Origin of the sequence: Aeromonas sp. S41-2 (genome assembly GCF_027705845.1) — a bacterium.
GTDB lineage: Bacteria > Pseudomonadota > Gammaproteobacteria > Enterobacterales > Aeromonadaceae > Aeromonas > Aeromonas hydrophila.
Map to the genome: position 1 here is coordinate 152,005 of NZ_JAPDCG010000002.1, position 17,449 is coordinate 169,453.

A 17,449-nucleotide genomic window follows, 5' to 3' on the forward strand; every position below is an offset into this window, starting at 1 on the left:
GGGGATGCTGGCGTTATTCGTGCACCAGTACTGCGCTTGGGTGAGCCACATCGAACAGGATGGCGTAGAATGCACAATCAATGCCATTGACGGCATCGTGGTGCGGGAAATAGGGCGGTGTGTCTCGGGATCGCTCGAAGTAGTCGCCAAAGTAACTGAGGCAGTCACGGATCTCGATGGTGGATCCCCGCGGCAAGGTCTCTTCAAACTGCTTGGCATAAACCTCGTCGTCACAGGCCTTGGTGACGGCCTTCTCCAGCAATGTCAACGCCTCCTCGTTGCTGGCGGCTGCCAGGCTATGACGCAGTTTGCCTAGGGTTTCCTCCAGAGAATAGGGATTGGGTAATCGCATGGTGTTTGTCTCTTCTTGGCGCAGCTGATGGAGCTGTGCATCAATGGCCTCGATACAGTCAGCCTGGGTGAGCCGGTAGCAATTGGGCTGATGAGCCACGATGGTGGGTTCTGCTTGCATCTCGACGTTGTCTGTCAACCAACAGCGCAACTCGATGAGGATATCGAGGGCGGTGAGGTGTGATTTCGCTGAAGTAAGGTTCATAGCAGACCTCGCTCGACCAGCGAGACGACTCCCTCGGCACCGACCACCAGATGGTCAAGCAATCGTACATCGACCAGCGCCAAGGCCTCTTTGAGGGCTTGGGTGAAGACCCGGTCTGAGTGACTGGGCTCCGGGTCACCGCTGGGGTGATTGTGGACTGCGATGATGGCCCCGCAATTGAGTCGCAGGGCACGCTTGACCACTTCCCGTGGGTAGATGCTGGTACTGTCCAAGGTGCCACGAAACAGCTCCTCAAAAGCCAGTATGCGATACTGGGAGTCAAGGAACAGTGCGCCAAACACTTCGTGCTCCCGGTCCTGCAGCAGGGTTTGCAGCCGCTTGGCGGCCTCGGTGGTGTTGGTGATGGCGGTGCCTTTGGCCAGTCGCTTGCGAGCAATCTGGTTGGCGATACGCAGCAGGTCTTGCTCGGTCACCGGCTCGGTGACGACATAAGTGCCGGGGCATTCCCCAGCTTTGAGTTTGTGGTAACGCATGGTGGTCTCCAGAAAAAGAAAAACCCCGGCAGCGCGAGGCATCCCGGGGCTAAATGCAAAGAGGTTGTTGGTTCACTTTGAAGGTAGTTCAGTTGGCCTGGGTGGTGACGCCTTCCCTAGCGGTGGGTTCCTGCTTCATCGGTATCAGCGATGCCGGGGACCTGCACGGTGAGGGGGCTGCGAGCGCAACGCTCAGCCGTTCCGCCAGTTGGTAGGCGGTACCGATGGCGTCGTAGTCAGCGACCCAGGTGGCCAAGGCCAGCCCGCTGGTTTCCACTGCACGCAGGTGCCTTGTACGGTTAGGCCACTGTCACGCACCACCTGCGTCTCGCCATCTTCCAGCTCAACGGCTATCGGTTGTTTGGGCATCGTGCGCCTCCTCTTGGGGTAAGGGGTCACTCTCCACGCGATAACCGTGATGAATGCAGGTGCGCTGCAGGTTGCTCAAAAAGCTCCCCAATACACGGGGCTGGTCAGAGAGCGGGACTGGACCTGCCTGACAGCGCCAGAAACAGCGACGCTGAGGGTCCACACAGATTTCATCTATAGGCTGGCTCATGGTGTGCCAGTCCTCGGCATTGGTGAGGGATAACAGTTGCCACTGCACGCCAGACCAGCACAGATGCAGTGTGACGGTGCGGGCATTTGGACTACCAGGGGTGAGGTGCAGCAACCAGCGCTCGCCTTGGCGAGTTGGTTGCAGCTTGGCTTTGGCGGCGACCAGCCCTAGCCACTGGCATGAGTAGTAGGAGAGCGGCAGTTTGTTAGTCATTACACACCTCCTAATCTCCGCTGACCGTGACGGTGAAATACCCCAACTGGGCGTAGCTAATGAAATTGCGCTGCCACAGGGTAAACAGTTCCCGTGCTTCCACGCCGGGCAGTGGTCCCCAGCCCTGCAGATAGTGCTTGTCGCAAGAGAAGTTGAAGTCGAGTTCCTTGCAGAGCTCGGCATCCTGGCCCAGCCTCTGATAACTGAAGTCAGTGATGTAATCGAAGACCCAGCCGTGCAACCCCCGGATCAGTCGCAGCTCTAACGGATGGATGCCACCTGTTTCGGCACTGTAGCCGGGGCTGCGAAAGTTAAAAGTCAGTGTCGAGAGGTGGGTGAGGTCGAGCCGTTGTTCCCGCACGACGCTGCGCAGCAAGTCAGACAGTTCGGGAGAAATCGGCAGGGCCATCCCTGCCAGGTGAAATGGCATGGTCATCATGGTGTGTCCTTTCGTATCGAATGTGAGAACCGTTAATCCCTGAGCCAGCGCCAGACGCGGTAGAGGCCGTAGGTGGCTGCCAAGGGGGCCGCCAGCGAGGTGGCTGAGCTTCCCAGCAACGTACCTACTGCAGCGGTCACAGCGGTAGTTGCTGACGGGGTCAGTACCGTGTTGGTGGCCATGCCAGGCAGGGCCGTAAGGGTAGGCTGCCGAGCCACAGTGCGAAGTGCCTGATGTGCGATACACCCCGTGGCAATGAGTTGGTTTATCTGCTTGCTGTAGTGAAAGCCCTCGATGCACCAAAGCACAAAGTGCTCGCAGTTGTTAAAGAGTGTGCTGTAGTGTGCCTCTCCTAGGCGGGAGTAAGCACGGTCGATACTCTCCTCCCGGTTGAAGGCTCGTGCGCTATGGTGCTGGATGCGATAGCCCCGCCCTTGGCTAAACTCGGCAAGCGTGGTGATAGCTATCTGACCGGAATGTATACCGGCACTGACCCCCTGGTAGTGGATGACCTGATGGCCCCCTAGATAGAGACCGTGGTGCTGGTAACCTGTGCGGAGTGAAACGAGGTGGTCCCCCGGTTGTGGTAATGACATGAACAGTTCCTTAAATAAAATGCGGCATAAAACAGAGGGCACCTTCGGGTGCCCTGATGGTGGTGAATGTGTGGAGGCTGGTGGTCAGGACTGCTTGCGCAGCGTCAAGCTGTTGGTATCCCATACCCAGCGCTGACGAGGATTGCCGGGCAGGTCGAGGGTGAAACCGTTGGGGGCGGGGGTCAGCTTGCCTTCATCACTACAGGTACCAAAGGGCTGTGAAAGCATGGTCAACACACCCGTCTGGGCGACAGCCAACTGATAGAGCACCGGGCATGCCACTCCGCCACTGTGTAGCTCAAACAAGACCGCCTGCCCGTTGGCCAGCGGCAATCGGTGCGTGAGCTTGATGGCGTCATATTCATCGGTGCGCAGCAGCACGTCATCCCCATACCGGATGACGATACTGTCCTCGTCATTTTTCACGATGGTAAATGACGTGGTACTTGATGCAACTGACGCAGGTGCAAAGGAGGGCTCGAAGTAACGACTGCCATCTGAATAGGTCAGCATAAAACCGTTCAGTGAAACCGGCTGGCTGACCCTGGGTATGAGCCTTGGCTCATCTTCATCCAGCGGCATCAGCATGATTCGTTCCCCTTTCGAGGTCTCTATCCAAAACTGCATGCTGGCGAAATTGAGGGTACCATCAACGTTGGCCGGTACCCGTTTAGTGACCGTTGGCACAGTGAACTGGGGCGCAGCCCAGGCCGGTAAGGCAAACAGCGATAACCATGTGCACCACAGGGCCAGTTTGATGTTTTCTGTCATGTCACTCTCCAGACGACTTATTCAATGGTGTAAGAGGCATTGCCCAGATTGGTGAAAAGGGTGACCTCTCTCAATCGGCACGGCTCGGTCATGACCAGCCGCCAGCTTTCGGTGTAATTGAGCTTGAACGGGAAATGGGTCCCCCCAAGCTGACCACCGATGTCATTGCGCAGCATCACCCGGCATTTACTCTTGCCGCCATTAATCAGCACCTTCTGAATAGTGACTTGATCGTTGAGCGAGGTGACGACTATCTGAGGTCGCCCGATAGCGGTGTATTCCACTTCCAGACTGAATTCTGGGCTATTAGCGGATGCTGTATCGCAAGCGCTCAGTGATAGGCCACAAGCCAGCAGTAAGGGATAAAACAGTGTGCGATTCATGATCTCTCCTTAATAAAAATGGCAAACGGATGCCTGACCGACGAGGCGAGCCTGTCGGGCTAATGGGTGTAAACGTAATGGGTTAATGGTGGTGAGGGCTGATAGCCAAATGCCACCAAGGGGATAGATTGAGGTTAGGTCGTGTTGAACTCCTTTCGATGTTGGGGTGACTATTCCAGTGAATTAGATCTAATAGGGTGATCCTCATCGCAAAGGGTCCTTAATGTCAATGAAAGTCCATAGTCAACTATCAGGGTTGACTGGAGGACTTATGACAAGCATCAACTCTGAAGAGCTGGCCAAGAGCGTGGGCAAAGCGATTGGACGCCAACGCCAGCTGGCAGGACTGACTCAGGAGCAAGTGGCAGAGCACTTAAAGATAGGTATGGAAGCCGTCTCCCGGATGGAGCGAGGTCTCGTGGTGCCGACCGTCGTGCGGCTCGCTGAGCTGGCTCAGCTGTTTGGCTGTGAGCTCGCAGACTTCCTGCGTGAGACCAGCAACCGCCCTACCGAACAAGGCATTGTGCTCAGCCAACAGTTGGCCAAACTCGATACAGCTGACAGAGCGCTGGTGCTGGAGGTGGTTGATAAGCTGGTGGCGCGACTGGCGCCTTAATGACTCACAGTGCGCATCGATGACAGACCGATGGGATACCAGGACCGATAACTTGGGAGGCCGCAATGGTGCTCCCAAGCGGACTTACGGCGATCTTTGCTTGGTGTCTCCTGATGATATCTATCTGAGTTACTTTTCAATCGCACTGATAGCAGACTAATCAGGTCTATTAATGCGGCAGTTGGAACTATAGCCGTGATGAAGCCAATGATTAATTGCGTTGGTACCGCTCAAGAAGGCAAGTGGCAACACGGTTAATCAAGTATTTTGAATCCCCCCCAGTATTCATTGTCCCGTTGCGAAGTGAGGGAGATGTTACAATGCATCCCCAAAAAGGAGCTGTACTTCATGGTAATCACTGCCGACGCGATCAAAGTTGTTATTGTCATTGCCCGCTGTGGCAGCTTTGCCGCCGCCTCCTAAGAACTGCACAAGGTACCGAGCGCGCTCAGTTACACCCTGCACAAACTTGAAGACTCTCTCGGTGTCAGTCTGTTCGAACGTCAGGGAAAGCAGTTGGTGCTTACTGAGGCTGGCTACCACTTCATCAAGCGTGGTGAGTTGATCTTAGGAGAGCTTAACAGTCTGGAGGACTCAACTCGCCTGATTGCCATGGGGGTTGAACCCTCGATACGCCTCTCTTTTAACAACATCCTCTCGTTGGCGCCGCTTACCCATTTGCTACATGAATGCGAGCAGCTTTTCCCCCAAACTGAAATTCAGCTGGCCATTGATGTTCACGATGGGGTGTGGGATGCCCTGTTGGGGAAACGTGCCGATATTGCTGTCGGTGCACCCAATCAGGTGATTGCCAACAGCGAAATAGGTGCAGAACCGATGGGAATGGTGGAATGGGTCTTTGCCGTAAGCCCGAACCATCCGGTAGCCAAGTTACCCCAGCCTATTACTGAACGCGCCCTGCGCCGTTACCCGGCGATTTGCATTCGAGATACCTCTGTGCAGCTCAAGCCCAAAGAAGCTTGGTTGCTGCGCGGCCAGAAAGCGCTACAGGTACCCGATTTTCACAGCAAACTCTCGCTTCAGACTGAGGGGGTCGGTATTGGTTTTGTGCCGCGTCATTTTGGCCAGCCGTTGATTGATGATGGTCGCCTGCAGGTGATGACGGTGGAATCTCCGAAGCAATCCACGCCTCTGTTCCTGGCCTGGCAGCGTCAGCACACGCGCCCCTGTTTTAGCTGGTGGTTACAGCAATTACGCGATCCGGCCTTGCTGCAAGGCTTGCTTGGGCCACTTGGCTAGTGCCGATCTGTTCATAAAAAAGGCCGCAGATGCGGCCTTTTGACTATATGCGGAACTCAGCTTGTCCGCTTGCTGACCATGAGGGCCGGACGGCGGCTCAGGGCCAGGTAACCCAGACTGGCGACCAGTATGGAGTCCAGCGACGGGATCATGGTCAGTGTGATGACGCTGTTGGCGGTCAAAAAGCCGACTAGCGAGCCGAGGATCCAGACTACAAAGGTGATCCATTTGATCGCCGGCTCTTGGGCCAGCAGGCGCTCGTCATACCCTTGGCTGCGATAGCGCAGGAAGTCGGCGATGTAGATGCCGGCCACCGGCGGCGTTGCGATACCCAAGAAGAGCAGGAAGGGGATAAACCAGCTCATAATGTCCATGCTGCCAACTAGGGTCGCCAGCACACCCAGTGCGATGGTGATCTGCCACTTGGGGATGCGTTCAAGCAGGGTCGAGACCACCAGTGTACCCTGAAACATATTGCCGGCATTACCGGTCACGCAGGCAAAGACCAGCAGCAGAGCCGCGGGTAGCGCTGCGCCGAGCGGTGCCATTGCTCCCAATAGGGAGCCTTGCCCCGTGATGTTGCTCGGGGTGGCCCCGGCCCAGAACAGAAGTGGGTAAGCGACCATAAAGGTGAGCGCTGCGGTGATAAGGGCATGCTTTCGGTTATGCACGAAGCTGCCAAAATCGGGCAAGGTTGCCACGAGGACGATAATGGTACCGACCACACTGGACACCGCGACGCCAGTCTCCATTCCGTTCAAGGTTTCGGTGACAGGCGCGGGCGGGGTATCGAGAACTACGCTCAGGATATAACAGAGCATCAGAGCAATCACTGGCACGGCCAGCTGGGCCACTTTGCCAAGCACGGCAAAACCGAAAGCAGTCGATATGGTGAATATCACACATCCAATTGTCACCAACAGGGGCGCCGGGACAGATACGCCTTGCTGTGCGAGCAGATCCTGTACCGTGTGACCAAACATGTTGGCTGTGACCGAGATCCAGCCAAACAGACTGATTGCCATCAAAATGTTGATGGCAATGGCGCCCTTATTGCCAAAAGAGAATTTGACTATGCCATAGGTTGGTAGTCGGGCCTTTTCTCCTACGCTGATGGTGATGGCAGAGAGGATGGCCAGGATAGCACCCCCCAATGCAACGACGCTGATCAGCTGCCCCTCCAGCAACTGGTTACCCAAGCTGGATGATGAGAGCAGGACTGGGGTCATGGCGATACCCAGCAGGATCATGGTGATATGCAGGCCGGATGCAGTTCCCGGGCTTGTTTCGGTTTTGCGCATGATGCTCTCCCTTGCTTAGTTGATGTGGTGGTGACCTGTGTAATTGCGCCAGCCGCCTGTTTCAGTGATCTCCCGTTCGCCCTCAACTAGCCAAGGCTCGGCCAGCACGCCCAGCACTTCCTGACCGTCCTTGAGGGTGACTTTGCCAATCGAGAGACCAGCCGGCTCTTTTTGCAGGATGTTGCCAAGTCCTGCGGGCGGCACAGCCCAAAGCTCCAGTGCAATCTCGGCACCTTCACCAGGGAAGCGGAGCATGCCGGGGTGGCGATCGCCGATGCTCCAGCAGCGGTAATCCGCGGTGGTGGATGACTCGGCGACAAACTCGGCGTCGACGGCCAGCATGTTGGGATTCAGTTCCAGGCCGCGCATCAGCGTGCCGTTGACTGCGAGCAGAACCTTGTTGTCAGACATGAGTACTCCTTAAATAGTGTGGTGCTGTGTATCTTGTGGTGGGGCCGTAGCCTCTTTTGTCGTCAGTGACCAAGAAAACGGGTGCCAGCCTGGCCAAGCACTGCCTTGCCCATGGAAGGCGGATTAGTGATAAGACCCACCCCATCAGGACATCCTTTGAGGTAGCTCAACATGGCTTCTACTTTGGGGCCCATGCTACCGGCACCGAAGTGGCCGTCGGCTAGCAGTTGAGTTGCCTCTGCAAGGTTCAGGGTCTCGAGCCAACGTTGTTCTGGTGTTCCGAAATGGATGGCAACCTGTTCGACACCGGTCGGGATTAACAGCATGTCGGCTTGCAGCTCGATAGCGAGCAGGGCAGAGGCGCGGTCCTTGTCGATGACCGCTTGGGCGGCCTGCAGGGAACCGTCTTTTTCCCTCACCACAGGAATGCCGCCACCGCCACAGGCAATGACAAGCGCATCCTGCTCGAGTAGGGCTCGTATGGTGGGTGTCTCAACGATGCCAAGTGGTGCTGGTGAGGCGACCACTCGTCGCCAGCCGCGCCCGGCATCTTCGGCAATCTGCCACCCCTGCTCTGCGGCTAGCTGCTCGGCGATCGGCTGACTCATGTGTGCACCAATGGGTTTGTCGGGATGAGTAAAGGCCGGGTCGCAGCGATCAATCAGGGTCTGGGTGACCAGTGCGATGACCTTGGTGTGTGCCAGCCCACTGCGCCGCAACTCGTTACCGAGGGCGTTTTGGAACATAAAGCCAATAGCGCCCTGGGTATCGCCAACGGCGTACTCGAGCGGCACGGTCGGCACTTGCGCACTGGCCAGCTCGCTTCGGCGCAAAATAAAGCCCACCTGTGGCCCATTGCCGTGGGTCAACACCACCTGCCAGCCCGCAGCAATCAGGTCCGCTACATGGCGCGCTGTTTCGACTACCGCATCGTATTGCTGATCGAGTGACACTTCGTCATTGCTTCGGATCAGGGCATTGCCGCCAACAGCAACAACCGCAAGTTTCTTCTTCTGCATGCTTATTCCTCCAGACTGCCAGCGATGGCCGAGAGAGCGCTGACAAAGCAGGAGAGCGGGGCAGTAGTGATCCCCGCGCCAATCTGGCCAACGCCAGCTTGCTTGTGAGCGATGCCGGTGTTGATGACAGGCAGGATGATGCGATCTACGACCTTGCGGGCATCGATACAGGTTGCTGAACCGGCAAAGTTGAGTGCAGGCAGGGTAAAGGCTGGATGCTGGGTCAGCGTGATTTGCTGCATCGCCATGCTGTGACCGATGGCATCAGCTGGGGTGCCGCCAACAAACTTGACGATGGCAGGTGAAGCGGCCATGGCGAACCCGCCAATCCCTGCCGTTTCGGTAATGGCGGAATCGCCAAGGTCGGCGGCCGCATCATCGACGCCGTAGCCAGGGAAGAATAGGCCATTTACTGGGTTGGCCGGAGCCTGGAACCAGCGATCGCCAGTGCCGGAGAGGCGGATGCCGAAGTTGACGCCGTTACGGGCCATCACGGTCACCATGGTGCTGTGAGGCACCCCGTGCGCCGCATCGAGCATCACCTTGCAGGCGGCCATCGAGAGGTTGAGGAAGAAGTGATCGTTGGCTGCGATGAACTCCAGCACCTCGGGTCCACGCTCAAGTCTGGCGAGGGTTGGAGCAAGCCGCTTAAACAGCAGGCCGCTGGCTGCCGCATTACGGTTATGGCACTCGTCACCCATATGCAAGGCTTGGGCAATAAGAGGCTTGAGTTCAATTTTGCCGTATTGCTCGAGTGCTGCGGCCAGGGTCGGGGCCAGTACGTCCCCCACCCAGCGCAGGCGTTTCAGCACCTCATCACTGTTGGAGCCAAAACGCAGGACCTTGCCGAGCCCTTCGTTGAAGTTGCAAAACGCACGGTTGCCGTGGGCACGATTTTCTACCACCCAGACGGGCATAGAAGGACTGATGATGCCGGACATGGGGCCGACAGCCTGATAGTGCTGGCAGGGCTCGAGTGCGATATCGCCCCGAGCGGCCATAGCCATGGCGCTGTCGACATCCTTGGCCCAGCCTTCGAACACAATGGCACCTGCGATGGCGCCCTGCATCGGGCCGCACATCTCGCTCCAATCGATGGGAGGGCCAGCGTGCAGGATGCGGCGTTTGCCATTCAGGGCTGATATTTCGCGGCTGGCGACACTCACACCGACCAGGGTGGGTTGGGCTTCTAGGTAGCGTTGCATAGCCTGCTCGTTGGCAGCCTGAATACGCGGATCTTCCAGTAGGGTGGCCAGCGTCCAGTTGGCGGCATCATCCCCTTCTGCGACCGGCTGCCAGGCCAGATGCAATATCTGACCACCGGCGTTGGTCAGGTTGTCAGAAAAGCTCTGCAGGCCCAGCCCCAAAACCCGGAGTGGTTGTTGAAACAGGGAGTTGGCGGATTGAATGCTCATCTTGGTTCTCACTTCAGTTGCAGGGCCAGTCGGGCGGCAAGCTGGGCGGCTTGCATGTTGCTTTGGGCGATCAGCACCCCCGCATCGTGCAGGCGATCGATCTGCTGCTGGCGCGGTTGGGGATCGAGTTCGGTGCCGCAGACGTGGGCGATGGTGATGAGCTGGCGGCCTGCCTGCCCAGCCTTTTGGCGCGCATGCACCAGCGTGGCAAGTAGTTCGCCAGTGGGATCGAGGTTCGCGCCATAGCCCAGTACCACATCAAAGAGCAAGATGGCGGTAGTGGGATCGGCGGCCTCTTGCAACAGACGTGCGTTGCGCAGGGTTGGGTCGATCATGGGGTGAGGACGGCCTTGAGTGAATTCGTCATCACCCATGTCCACCAAGCTGTGGCCATAACCACGGGCGGGGTCTTGCAGCGTGCTTGCGCCTTTAACTGGTGCGTTGGATTCGCACTCGAGACCGGCAGCAATGAGGGCAAGCTGTGCTTCGTAGCAGAAGGTGCCGCCGGCAAAGATGCCGCGAATATCCCGCTGCCCTGGTGCCATGGCGCCGAGTGTGCTTTGCACCTGATCCAGTGCCGCGTCATCAAGGTTGGTGGAGGAGGGCAGAGGTTCATTGCGCAGAATGGCAACGGCCATATCAGCTGCATGTTGCAGGCTGGTAGCGGGGAGGACGCCTTGTGCTGCCAATGCGGCACAGTCGGCGCCAAGGAAATGCACCACAACCGGCTTGCCGCACTCACGGGCCTGGGTCAGCACCTGTTGGCTCACGGCTTCTGAGGGCGGCTTGGAGATCAGGACGATAAGGCGGGTGCCGGGATCGGCGGCCAGCATCCGGAGCGCTTGCTGCATGCTCAGGCCACCGATCTCCTCATGCAGATCGCGCCCGCCGGTGCCGAGTGCTTGGGAGACACCTTCGCCCAGATGATGAATACGGCAGCTCACTTCTTGCAGGCCTGTACCGGATGCCGCTACCAGGCCAATGGTGCCGCGGCGTACCACATTGGCAAACCCCAGCGGCATGCCATTAACGATGGCGGTGCCGCAGTCGGGACCCATCACTAGCAAGTCGCGCTGCGCGGCGAACGCCTTGATGGCGAGCTCTTGTGCTTCGGGCACGTTGTCGGAAAACAGCATGACGTTCATGCCAAGGTGCAGTGCCTTGAGTGCTTCGGCGGCAGCGTAACGACCGGGTACCGAGATGAGGGCGAGGTTGGCGTCGTTGTCACGCTCCTTGCCCATGGCCAGAGCGGTGGCAGGCCGCTGGCCGACAGCTCCAGGGGTGTCGTCAACCGGTGCAGGGCGCAGCAGTTCGTCGGCCAGTGCCAGCGCCTGTTCGCCAACGGCCTCATCGGCCAGCAGGGCGATCAGCAGATCGCTGGGTTTGGCCGCAACAGTGATCGCCATTCCTGCATCGCGCATCCGATCGAGGTTGGCATCGGTTGCCATGGCGACGGAGGCCTGACGCACGCCCTCCAGTCCACTCAGACGGGAGGAGACCTGCATCAGCGAGACAGAGTCCTTGTAGAGATTTGAATAGATTTTGTAGTGCAACATGTCAGCGTTTCCGTAGTAAACGGGTGCAGAAGGCCCTGACCCGGTCACGGGCCTTCTGTCAGTCAATAGAAGGTGGGGCGATAGGCCCCGGGGGTCAGTCTTTTAGGGCTGCGACCAGTTGTTCTGCGTCGCTAACCCAGCCGACGATGGCGCCCTGGGCCTGGATCATCTCGAGGGTGATCCTGTGGAATTCGGGGAAGTAGGACGCGCAGCAATCTGCCGGGATCACCAACTCATAGCCACGGTCGTTGGCTTCACGGGCGGTGGTCTGCACACAGACCTCGGTGGTGACGCCGCAGATGATGAGGGAGCGAATGCCGCAGGCTTGCAAGATCAGGTGCAGGTCGGTGGAGTAAAACGCCCCCTTGCCCGGCTTGTCGATCACCGGTTCGCCAGCGATGGGGTAGAGCTCGGGGATAATGTCGTGGCCCGCTTCACCTTGCACCAGGATGCGACCCATGGCGCCTGGCTCCCCGATGAAACGCTTGCCGCCACGGACCAGCTTGGCAGGCAGACAGTCGGTCAGATCTGGACGATGACCTTCACGTGTGTGGATGACCAACATGCCTTTGGCTCGAGCCGCATCCAGTACTTTGCGGCAGGGCTCGATAGCCCGGCGCACGAGGGAAACATCGTTACCGAGGGCATGACCAAATCCATTTGGTTCGACGAAATCACGCTGCATGTCGATCACGATGAGGGCTGTGGTGGCCGGGTCGAAGGTGAAATCGAAGGGCTGTGCACTGATACGCTTGTTCATGGTGTTCTCCTACGAGGTGGATGATTCATGGCCAGTCTATGGAGGGGGTTGAGGGGGTGCGCAGAAAGAAATTGAGCCCAACCGACAAAAGATTTGAAGGATGGTAATTAACGCTGGTGGCACAATGGCTAAGAGTCCGGTCATTGCTGGCATTGCACCATACCGGTATCACATGACTGTCTGTTCAGCAGTTAGTGAAGCAGATCATAGAACTGTGATCCCCCTCGCCAATCCATGTTCAAGGAGCCTCTTTTGTCACAGCGTTCTCTCTCTGTCATTCGTGGTTGTCAGCGACTCCTGGCGATGCCAAAGCAGGATGTGTTGACCGTTCACTCTCGTTTTCAGCGAAGCTGCAATTTTATCTCGGACCAAGGTGAATGGTTGACTTTGGTGATAAATGGCGTGGCTTTGCCCCCGGCAGGGATGGAGCTGGCGACTGGATTGTTACCTGATGACATGCAGCCCGGGAGTCGCTGGCTTTGGCACGAGAATACACTGGTGGGGCCTCACTGTAAGATCCGGCTTGTCGATTGTCAGTGGCAGTCGACCCGCCTAACCTCGGGTCAGGGGAGCATGCCATGCCTGTTACCTTCGTTGGATCACTTCTTGTCATTAGCCCCTCCTGCAGGTGGTTTTTGGGCTCAATGGCATGGAGCAGACCATGACTATCTGTTTCCTCCATTAACAGCCCTGCAAAATTGGTTGGGTGGCACCAAGGTGGAGCTGGGTCCTGTTCTCACCCCTTTGCTGGGTTATGGGCATGGCCTGACACCCTCTGGCGATGACTTTCTGCTTGGGATTCTATTTGCTCTGGAGTGGACTGCATTTCAAGGGAGGGATGAGCTTATCGCTGCTTTGTTACCCCTTCTAACACGCACAACGGAGATCAGTTCTGTGATGCTTAAAATGGGGACAGCAGGTCATTATGGTGAGCGTTTGCTGCAACTGGTGACAGCCCGAAAAGAAGATGTTATGTGCGCCATTAAGAACATTGCGGATTATGGACACTCGTCAGGCCACGACATGTTATGTGGGATTAGATTTGCACTGGCAAACGGTTGAAAAACTGTGGGTTTAATCTAAATCGAACAGCCTGTAATGGCCTCACCAGCCTAAAGTGCCCGCTACACTCGGAGCTTTCTTCTTATTGGCAGATCAAGGGAATGTGGCTTTCTTATCGTGCTCACATACGCCATCGCGTCTCCTACCTGACAACTGTATTGTCAGAGACTAAAGTTTCCCGCCAGCAACGGTTGGAATCGGTATATTACCGCGTCTGTAAACGAGCGATGCTGCTCCCCCCCCTATATCTGTGCAAGCAAGGGTAATTCAGTATGTAAGTGCATAGCTGGAGCGCCTTGGCCTGCCAAGGCGAGGTTGGGGCGATGGTCTCTCCATACGCCCGAAGGTCCGACGACCGGCTGGTAATATCGCCAGTATTTGCGTATCCAGCTTGGTCAGATAACTCAGCGCATTAATCAGGTTTTGACACTTGGTTGTATCGCTGTAGTGGACCATCCCAATGCCATCAGTGCCCCATCGTTGATATTCCTCCCGCCTGACTTGGCAGTTGTAATAGCTCCCGTCATTGTCGGTCATGACCTCCCACAGCTCCCCCAGTGTTCTACCCAGCGAGATATCTCGTTGGTGTACTGCCCCATTAAAAATGAACGTAATGTGGGTATGAAAATATCTATCAACACCGTACTCAAGTTTCCAGATATACCCCACCAATGCAGGATATTTATTCTGTATTCGACGAAGGTAACTATTCCGGTCATTCGTCACGAGGTCTAACGTTAACTGGTCGTAGTAGTCTTCGTGATAGCCGATATCCAATCGGATGATTAATAGCTTGGCATGCTGGTCGAATAGGCTATTAACATACGTCGCTATACTGAGCTGATTGCGGTTCTCAACGCGTTTAAGGTTCTTGAGACGCTTTCGGTGTGCCTTACTCTTGCATTCTCTTAGAAACGCATACAGCGCGTTATTGATATCCTTGGCTAATTCATTGCCTTCATCACTATCGAGATATCGCTCATGGATGAGGTGCAACCCAAACACCTCTCGCATATGCGTTAGGAATAGCGCTACCGTTGGATGCGCTGACGATATCTCCTCATGACAATAAAAATAATCACACACAGTATTCAACGTATTAAAGAGTTGGGTTGATAGCTTACGGTCAATGCAAGTAATGCGTGACTTACCTGGGGCTGAATCAACAGCCATGACAATAGGAGGCGTTGTATTTTGGAGCAGGTCTGGTATGGATAGGATATCTAATAGTCTGACTGAGTTAAACATGATGGCCTCGCTTAGGCAGGAGTAACCCTACACTGTGTGATAGACACTCGTGTATATAGCGGCGATTGGTGGAGTGGTATTGGCTACCTATGCTGGTGGTAGCATGACCACCATATGGGAGTTGTGTAATGGTATGCGATAGTGGTAATGGTTATTGGTTGTATATGGGTGACTGTACATAGCGTAGGAATAGTATTGAATGGTAGTGATGTTAAATAATAAATAAACCTAAACGTGATGCGCCTATCCCACCTACGAAAACACCCAAAAACATATATAAGAAGGAATGGTTATTTCCCTAACCAATTAGCCTATCAAGGCATGATTGATAACGCTGGAAGTTATGGAGCTCACTAGGGATGAAAAAATGCACTCAAGACTGGCTTCTACCAATAAGCCAGCTATCAACATCGTGCTCAAACCAGCCAATAGAGGACTGCCCTATCTTGAAAGGTTTAGGGAAGGTCTCGTCATAACGAGGAGGCTTGGGATTAAGCCAGTCATAGATAGTAGACCTGACCATGCCAATCTTGTTGGTGAGATCTTTGATGCGCAGGACTTTGATGGGGTTGTTCATGATGTACTCCTGATGATGAGGTAGTTGTTCATCAGAAGAGCGCGCCAGTTAAAAAAAACAGGGTATCGCATCATTCTCTTTAGAAGTTAGAAGTTAGAAGTTAGAAGTTAGAAGTTAGAAGTTAGAAGTTAGAAGTTAGAAGTTAGAAGTTAGATTGGCCCCTTGAAGATCCAGACACTTCGCCCCTCTTAACTTAAGAGGTAGTCTTGGAGCTATGTTCAGTACTAGTCACAACGAGAAGATGGTCGAAGTGTTAACAGGGGCCGAGCGCCGTCGACGCCGGACTCCACAAGAAAAGATCGCCATCGTGCAGCAGACCTTTGAGCCCGGGATGACCGTCTCTCATGTTGCTCGCTTGCACGACGTCAACGCAAACCAGCTTTTCAAATGGCGTAAGCAATTCCAAGAAGGGTCTCTCACGGCGATCACCGCCGGTGAGGATGTTGTTCCTGCTTCCGAGTTGGCTGCTGCCATCAAGCAGATCCGAGAGCTTCAGCGTCTGCTCGGGAAGAAGACCATGGAGAACGAGATCCTCAAAGAAGCCGTGGAGTATGGTCGAGCAAAAAAATGGATTGCGCATGCGCCCTTGTTGCCGGGGGACGACGATTAAGTGCTGTGAGCCAGGCTCTTAATGTATCGCGTGCGCAGCTATCCGTTCGTGTTCATCGAAAACCGGGTTGGCAAGATGGTCGTCATCATCGCCAGCGTGATGATGCAGCCTTACTTGGCCGTATCATGGAGGCGATGGCAGAGCTTCCCTCCTATGGCTATCGCCGGGTCTGGGCGCTGTTACGGCGTCAGTCTGAGGCAACATAGATTGGCCCCTTGAAGATCCAGACACTTCGCCCCTCTTAACTTAAGAGGTAGTCTTGGAGCTATGTTCAGTACTAGTCACAACGAGAAGATGGTCGAAGTGTTAACAGGGGCCGAGCGCCGTCGACGCCGGACTCCACAAGAAAAGATCGCCATCGTGCAGCAGACCTTTGAGCCCGGGATGACCGTCTCTCATGTTGCTCGCTTGCACGACGTCAACGCAAACCAGCTTTTCAAATGGCGTAAGCAATTCCAAGAAGGGTCTCTCACGGCGATCACCGCCGGTGAGGATGTTGTTCCTGCTTCCGAGTTGGCTGCTGCCATCAAGCAGATCCGAGAGCTTCAGCGTCTGCTCGGGAAGAAGACCATGGAGAACGAGATCCTCAAAGAAGCCGTGGAGTATGGTCGAGCAAAAAAATGGATTGCGCATGCGCCCTTGTTGCCGGGGGACGACGATTAAGTGCTGTGAGCCAGGCTCTTAATGTATCGCGTGCGCAGCTATCCGTTCGTGTTCATCGAAAACCGGGTTGGCAAGATGGTCGTCATCATCGCCAGCGTGATGATGCAGCCTTACTTGGCCGTATCATGGAGGCGATGGCAGAGCTTCCCTCCTATGGCTATCGCCGGGTCTGGGCGCTGTTACGGCGTCAGTCTGAGGCAACAGAACAACCTGTGGTAAACGCTAAGCGGGTATATCGCGTCATGCGCGAGCATGGCTTGCTGCTGGAAAGAAAACCAGCTGCACCATTGGCCCAGCAGGCACATAAGGGGTGTGTTGCCGTCAAGGAGAGCAATCGACGGTGGTGCTCAGATGGCTTCGAGTTTCGCTGCGATAACGGTGAAAAACTACGAGTCACGTTCGCCATGGACTGCTGCGATAGGGAGGCGTTGGACTGGGCGGCCAGTACTGGGGGTTACGATAGTGACACTGTGCAAGATGTCATGCTGAGGTCTGTCGAACGTCGCTTTGGGGATTCGTTGCCGGCATCACCGGTGGAGTGGCTGACTGATAATGGCTCGGCGTATCGCGCCCATGAGACCCGCGCGTTTGCACGAGAAATCGGGTTGGAGCCCAGAACGACAGCAGTGAGAAGCCCACAGAGTAACGGTATAGCGGAGAGCTTCGTGAAGACGATGAAGCGAGACTATATCGAGATGATGCCAAAACCGGATAGCCGAACAGCGGTAGGCAATTTGGCTATTGCGTTTGAGCATTATAACGAGCACCACCCGCACAGCGCCTTGGGATACCGTTCACCACGGGAATTTCTGCGCAGTCGGGTATCACAACCCTAAGCGGGAAAAAGTGTCTGGATCTATGGGGTCAAATCCAGAAGTTAGAAGTTAGAAGTTAGAAGAGTGTGAACTGTAATTCCTATCCAAACTGCTTGCTATAACGC

General features: G+C 55.7%; 19 protein-coding genes and 1 pseudogene. 5 read left to right on the plus strand and 15 right to left on the minus strand.

What is annotated here, in order from left to right:
• Positions 1 to 13: 13 nt before the first annotated feature.
• From OKC44_RS05210 to OKC44_RS05240, 7 genes are all read right to left on the minus strand, one after another.
• Complete coding sequence (locus tag OKC44_RS05210; protein WP_016351414.1) at positions 14 to 556, minus strand: hypothetical protein; 543 nt, start codon at positions 554 to 556, stop codon at positions 14 to 16.
• Positions 553 to 1,050, minus strand: a complete 498-nt coding sequence (gene radC / locus OKC44_RS05215) for a RadC family protein (RefSeq protein WP_016351413.1) — start codon at positions 1,048 to 1,050, stop codon at positions 553 to 555. Before radC ends, OKC44_RS05210 begins: the two co-directional genes overlap by 4 nt.
• Positions 1,051 to 1,393: 343 nt before the next feature.
• On the minus strand, positions 1,394 to 1,822 hold the full coding sequence (locus tag OKC44_RS05220) for a hypothetical protein (RefSeq protein WP_016351411.1): 429 nt from the start codon (positions 1,820 to 1,822) through the stop codon (positions 1,394 to 1,396).
• A gap of 10 nt (positions 1,823 to 1,832) precedes the next feature.
• On the minus strand, positions 1,833 to 2,258 hold the full coding sequence (locus OKC44_RS05225; protein WP_016351410.1) for a DUF2787 family protein: 426 nt from the start codon (positions 2,256 to 2,258) through the stop codon (positions 1,833 to 1,835).
• A gap of 35 nt (positions 2,259 to 2,293) precedes the next feature.
• Positions 2,294 to 2,857 carry a lecithin retinol acyltransferase family protein gene (locus OKC44_RS05230; protein WP_103828456.1) on the minus strand — a complete coding sequence of 188 codons (564 nt, stop codon included), beginning with the start codon at positions 2,855 to 2,857 and terminating at the stop codon, positions 2,294 to 2,296.
• Between the two features lie 84 nt (positions 2,858 to 2,941).
• Entirely contained in the window at positions 2,942 to 3,628 is a 687-nt protein-coding gene (locus OKC44_RS05235) for a hypothetical protein (protein WP_016351408.1), read from the minus strand.
• 17 nt (positions 3,629 to 3,645) lie between these two features.
• Positions 3,646 to 4,011, minus strand: a complete 366-nt coding sequence (locus OKC44_RS05240) for a hypothetical protein (RefSeq protein ID WP_016351407.1) — start codon at positions 4,009 to 4,011, stop codon at positions 3,646 to 3,648.
• Positions 4,012 to 4,282: 271 nt separating this feature from the next.
• Between OKC44_RS05240 and OKC44_RS05245 the strand changes: the two genes are divergently transcribed.
• Both OKC44_RS05245 and OKC44_RS05250 read left to right on the plus strand, forming a co-directional pair.
• Positions 4,283 to 4,627, plus strand: a complete 345-nt coding sequence (locus OKC44_RS05245) for a helix-turn-helix domain-containing protein (RefSeq protein ID WP_016351406.1) — start codon at positions 4,283 to 4,285, stop codon at positions 4,625 to 4,627.
• Between the two features lie 426 nt (positions 4,628 to 5,053).
• Positions 5,054 to 5,887, plus strand: coding sequence for a LysR substrate-binding domain-containing protein (locus OKC44_RS05250; RefSeq protein ID WP_270812119.1), 834 nt, complete (start codon positions 5,054 to 5,056; stop codon positions 5,885 to 5,887).
• Positions 5,888 to 5,943: 56 nt separating this feature from the next.
• Here the strand turns inward: OKC44_RS05250 and OKC44_RS05255 are convergent, their stop codons facing one another.
• The 6 genes from OKC44_RS05255 to OKC44_RS05280 all read right to left on the minus strand — a co-directional run bounded on the left by OKC44_RS05255 (position 5,944) and on the right by OKC44_RS05280 (position 12,349).
• Positions 5,944 to 7,188, minus strand: coding sequence for a cytosine permease (locus OKC44_RS05255; RefSeq protein ID WP_113994568.1), 1,245 nt, complete (start codon positions 7,186 to 7,188; stop codon positions 5,944 to 5,946).
• 15 nt (positions 7,189 to 7,203) lie between these two features.
• Positions 7,204 to 7,599, minus strand: a complete 396-nt coding sequence (locus OKC44_RS05260) for an allophanate hydrolase-related protein (protein WP_103828454.1) — start codon at positions 7,597 to 7,599, stop codon at positions 7,204 to 7,206.
• Between the two features lie 62 nt (positions 7,600 to 7,661).
• Positions 7,662 to 8,618, minus strand: a complete 957-nt coding sequence (locus OKC44_RS05265; protein ID WP_113994569.1) for a carbamate kinase — start codon at positions 8,616 to 8,618, stop codon at positions 7,662 to 7,664.
• Between the two features lie 2 nt (positions 8,619 to 8,620).
• Complete coding sequence (locus tag OKC44_RS05270) at positions 8,621 to 10,033, minus strand: DUF1116 domain-containing protein (RefSeq protein WP_270811425.1); 1,413 nt, start codon at positions 10,031 to 10,033, stop codon at positions 8,621 to 8,623.
• 8 nt (positions 10,034 to 10,041) lie between these two features.
• Complete coding sequence (fdrA, locus tag OKC44_RS05275; protein ID WP_103828451.1) at positions 10,042 to 11,589, minus strand: acyl-CoA synthetase FdrA; 1,548 nt, start codon at positions 11,587 to 11,589, stop codon at positions 10,042 to 10,044.
• Positions 11,590 to 11,683: 94 nt separating this feature from the next.
• Positions 11,684 to 12,349: a cysteine hydrolase family protein gene (locus tag OKC44_RS05280; protein WP_101613913.1), complete on the minus strand. Its 666-nt coding sequence runs from the start codon at positions 12,347 to 12,349 to the stop codon at positions 11,684 to 11,686.
• 252 nt (positions 12,350 to 12,601) lie between these two features.
• On the opposite strand from OKC44_RS05280, the gene OKC44_RS05285 reads away from it, so the two are divergent.
• Positions 12,602 to 13,411 carry a DUF2877 domain-containing protein gene (locus tag OKC44_RS05285; RefSeq protein WP_016351398.1) on the plus strand — a complete coding sequence of 270 codons (810 nt, stop codon included), beginning with the start codon at positions 12,602 to 12,604 and terminating at the stop codon, positions 13,409 to 13,411.
• Between the two features lie 267 nt (positions 13,412 to 13,678).
• On the opposite strand, the gene OKC44_RS05290 is transcribed toward OKC44_RS05285, so the two are convergent.
• Both OKC44_RS05290 and OKC44_RS05295 read right to left on the minus strand, forming a co-directional pair.
• Positions 13,679 to 14,659, minus strand: coding sequence for a YagK/YfjJ domain-containing protein (locus OKC44_RS05290; RefSeq protein WP_225319273.1), 981 nt, complete (start codon positions 14,657 to 14,659; stop codon positions 13,679 to 13,681).
• Between the two features lie 373 nt (positions 14,660 to 15,032).
• A complete protein-coding gene (locus tag OKC44_RS05295) occupies positions 15,033 to 15,236 on the minus strand; it encodes a helix-turn-helix transcriptional regulator (RefSeq protein WP_101613914.1) in 204 nt (67 codons plus the stop codon).
• Between the two features lie 241 nt (positions 15,237 to 15,477).
• Here OKC44_RS05295 and OKC44_RS05300 point away from each other — a divergent pair.
• Together OKC44_RS05300 and OKC44_RS05305 are read left to right on the plus strand one after the other, a co-directional pair.
• Positions 15,478 to 16,046: pseudogene (locus tag OKC44_RS05300) on the plus strand (transposase); the annotation flags it as partial.
• Between the two features lie 94 nt (positions 16,047 to 16,140).
• Positions 16,141 to 17,345 (plus strand): IS3 family transposase gene (locus tag OKC44_RS05305; protein WP_086008128.1). Its coding sequence is split into 2 segments (ribosomal slippage): positions 16,141 to 16,459 and positions 16,459 to 17,345, totalling 1,206 coding nucleotides; the frame shifts between segments, so codons are not numbered across the junction.
• The last annotated feature ends 104 nt before the right edge of the window (positions 17,346 to 17,449 follow it).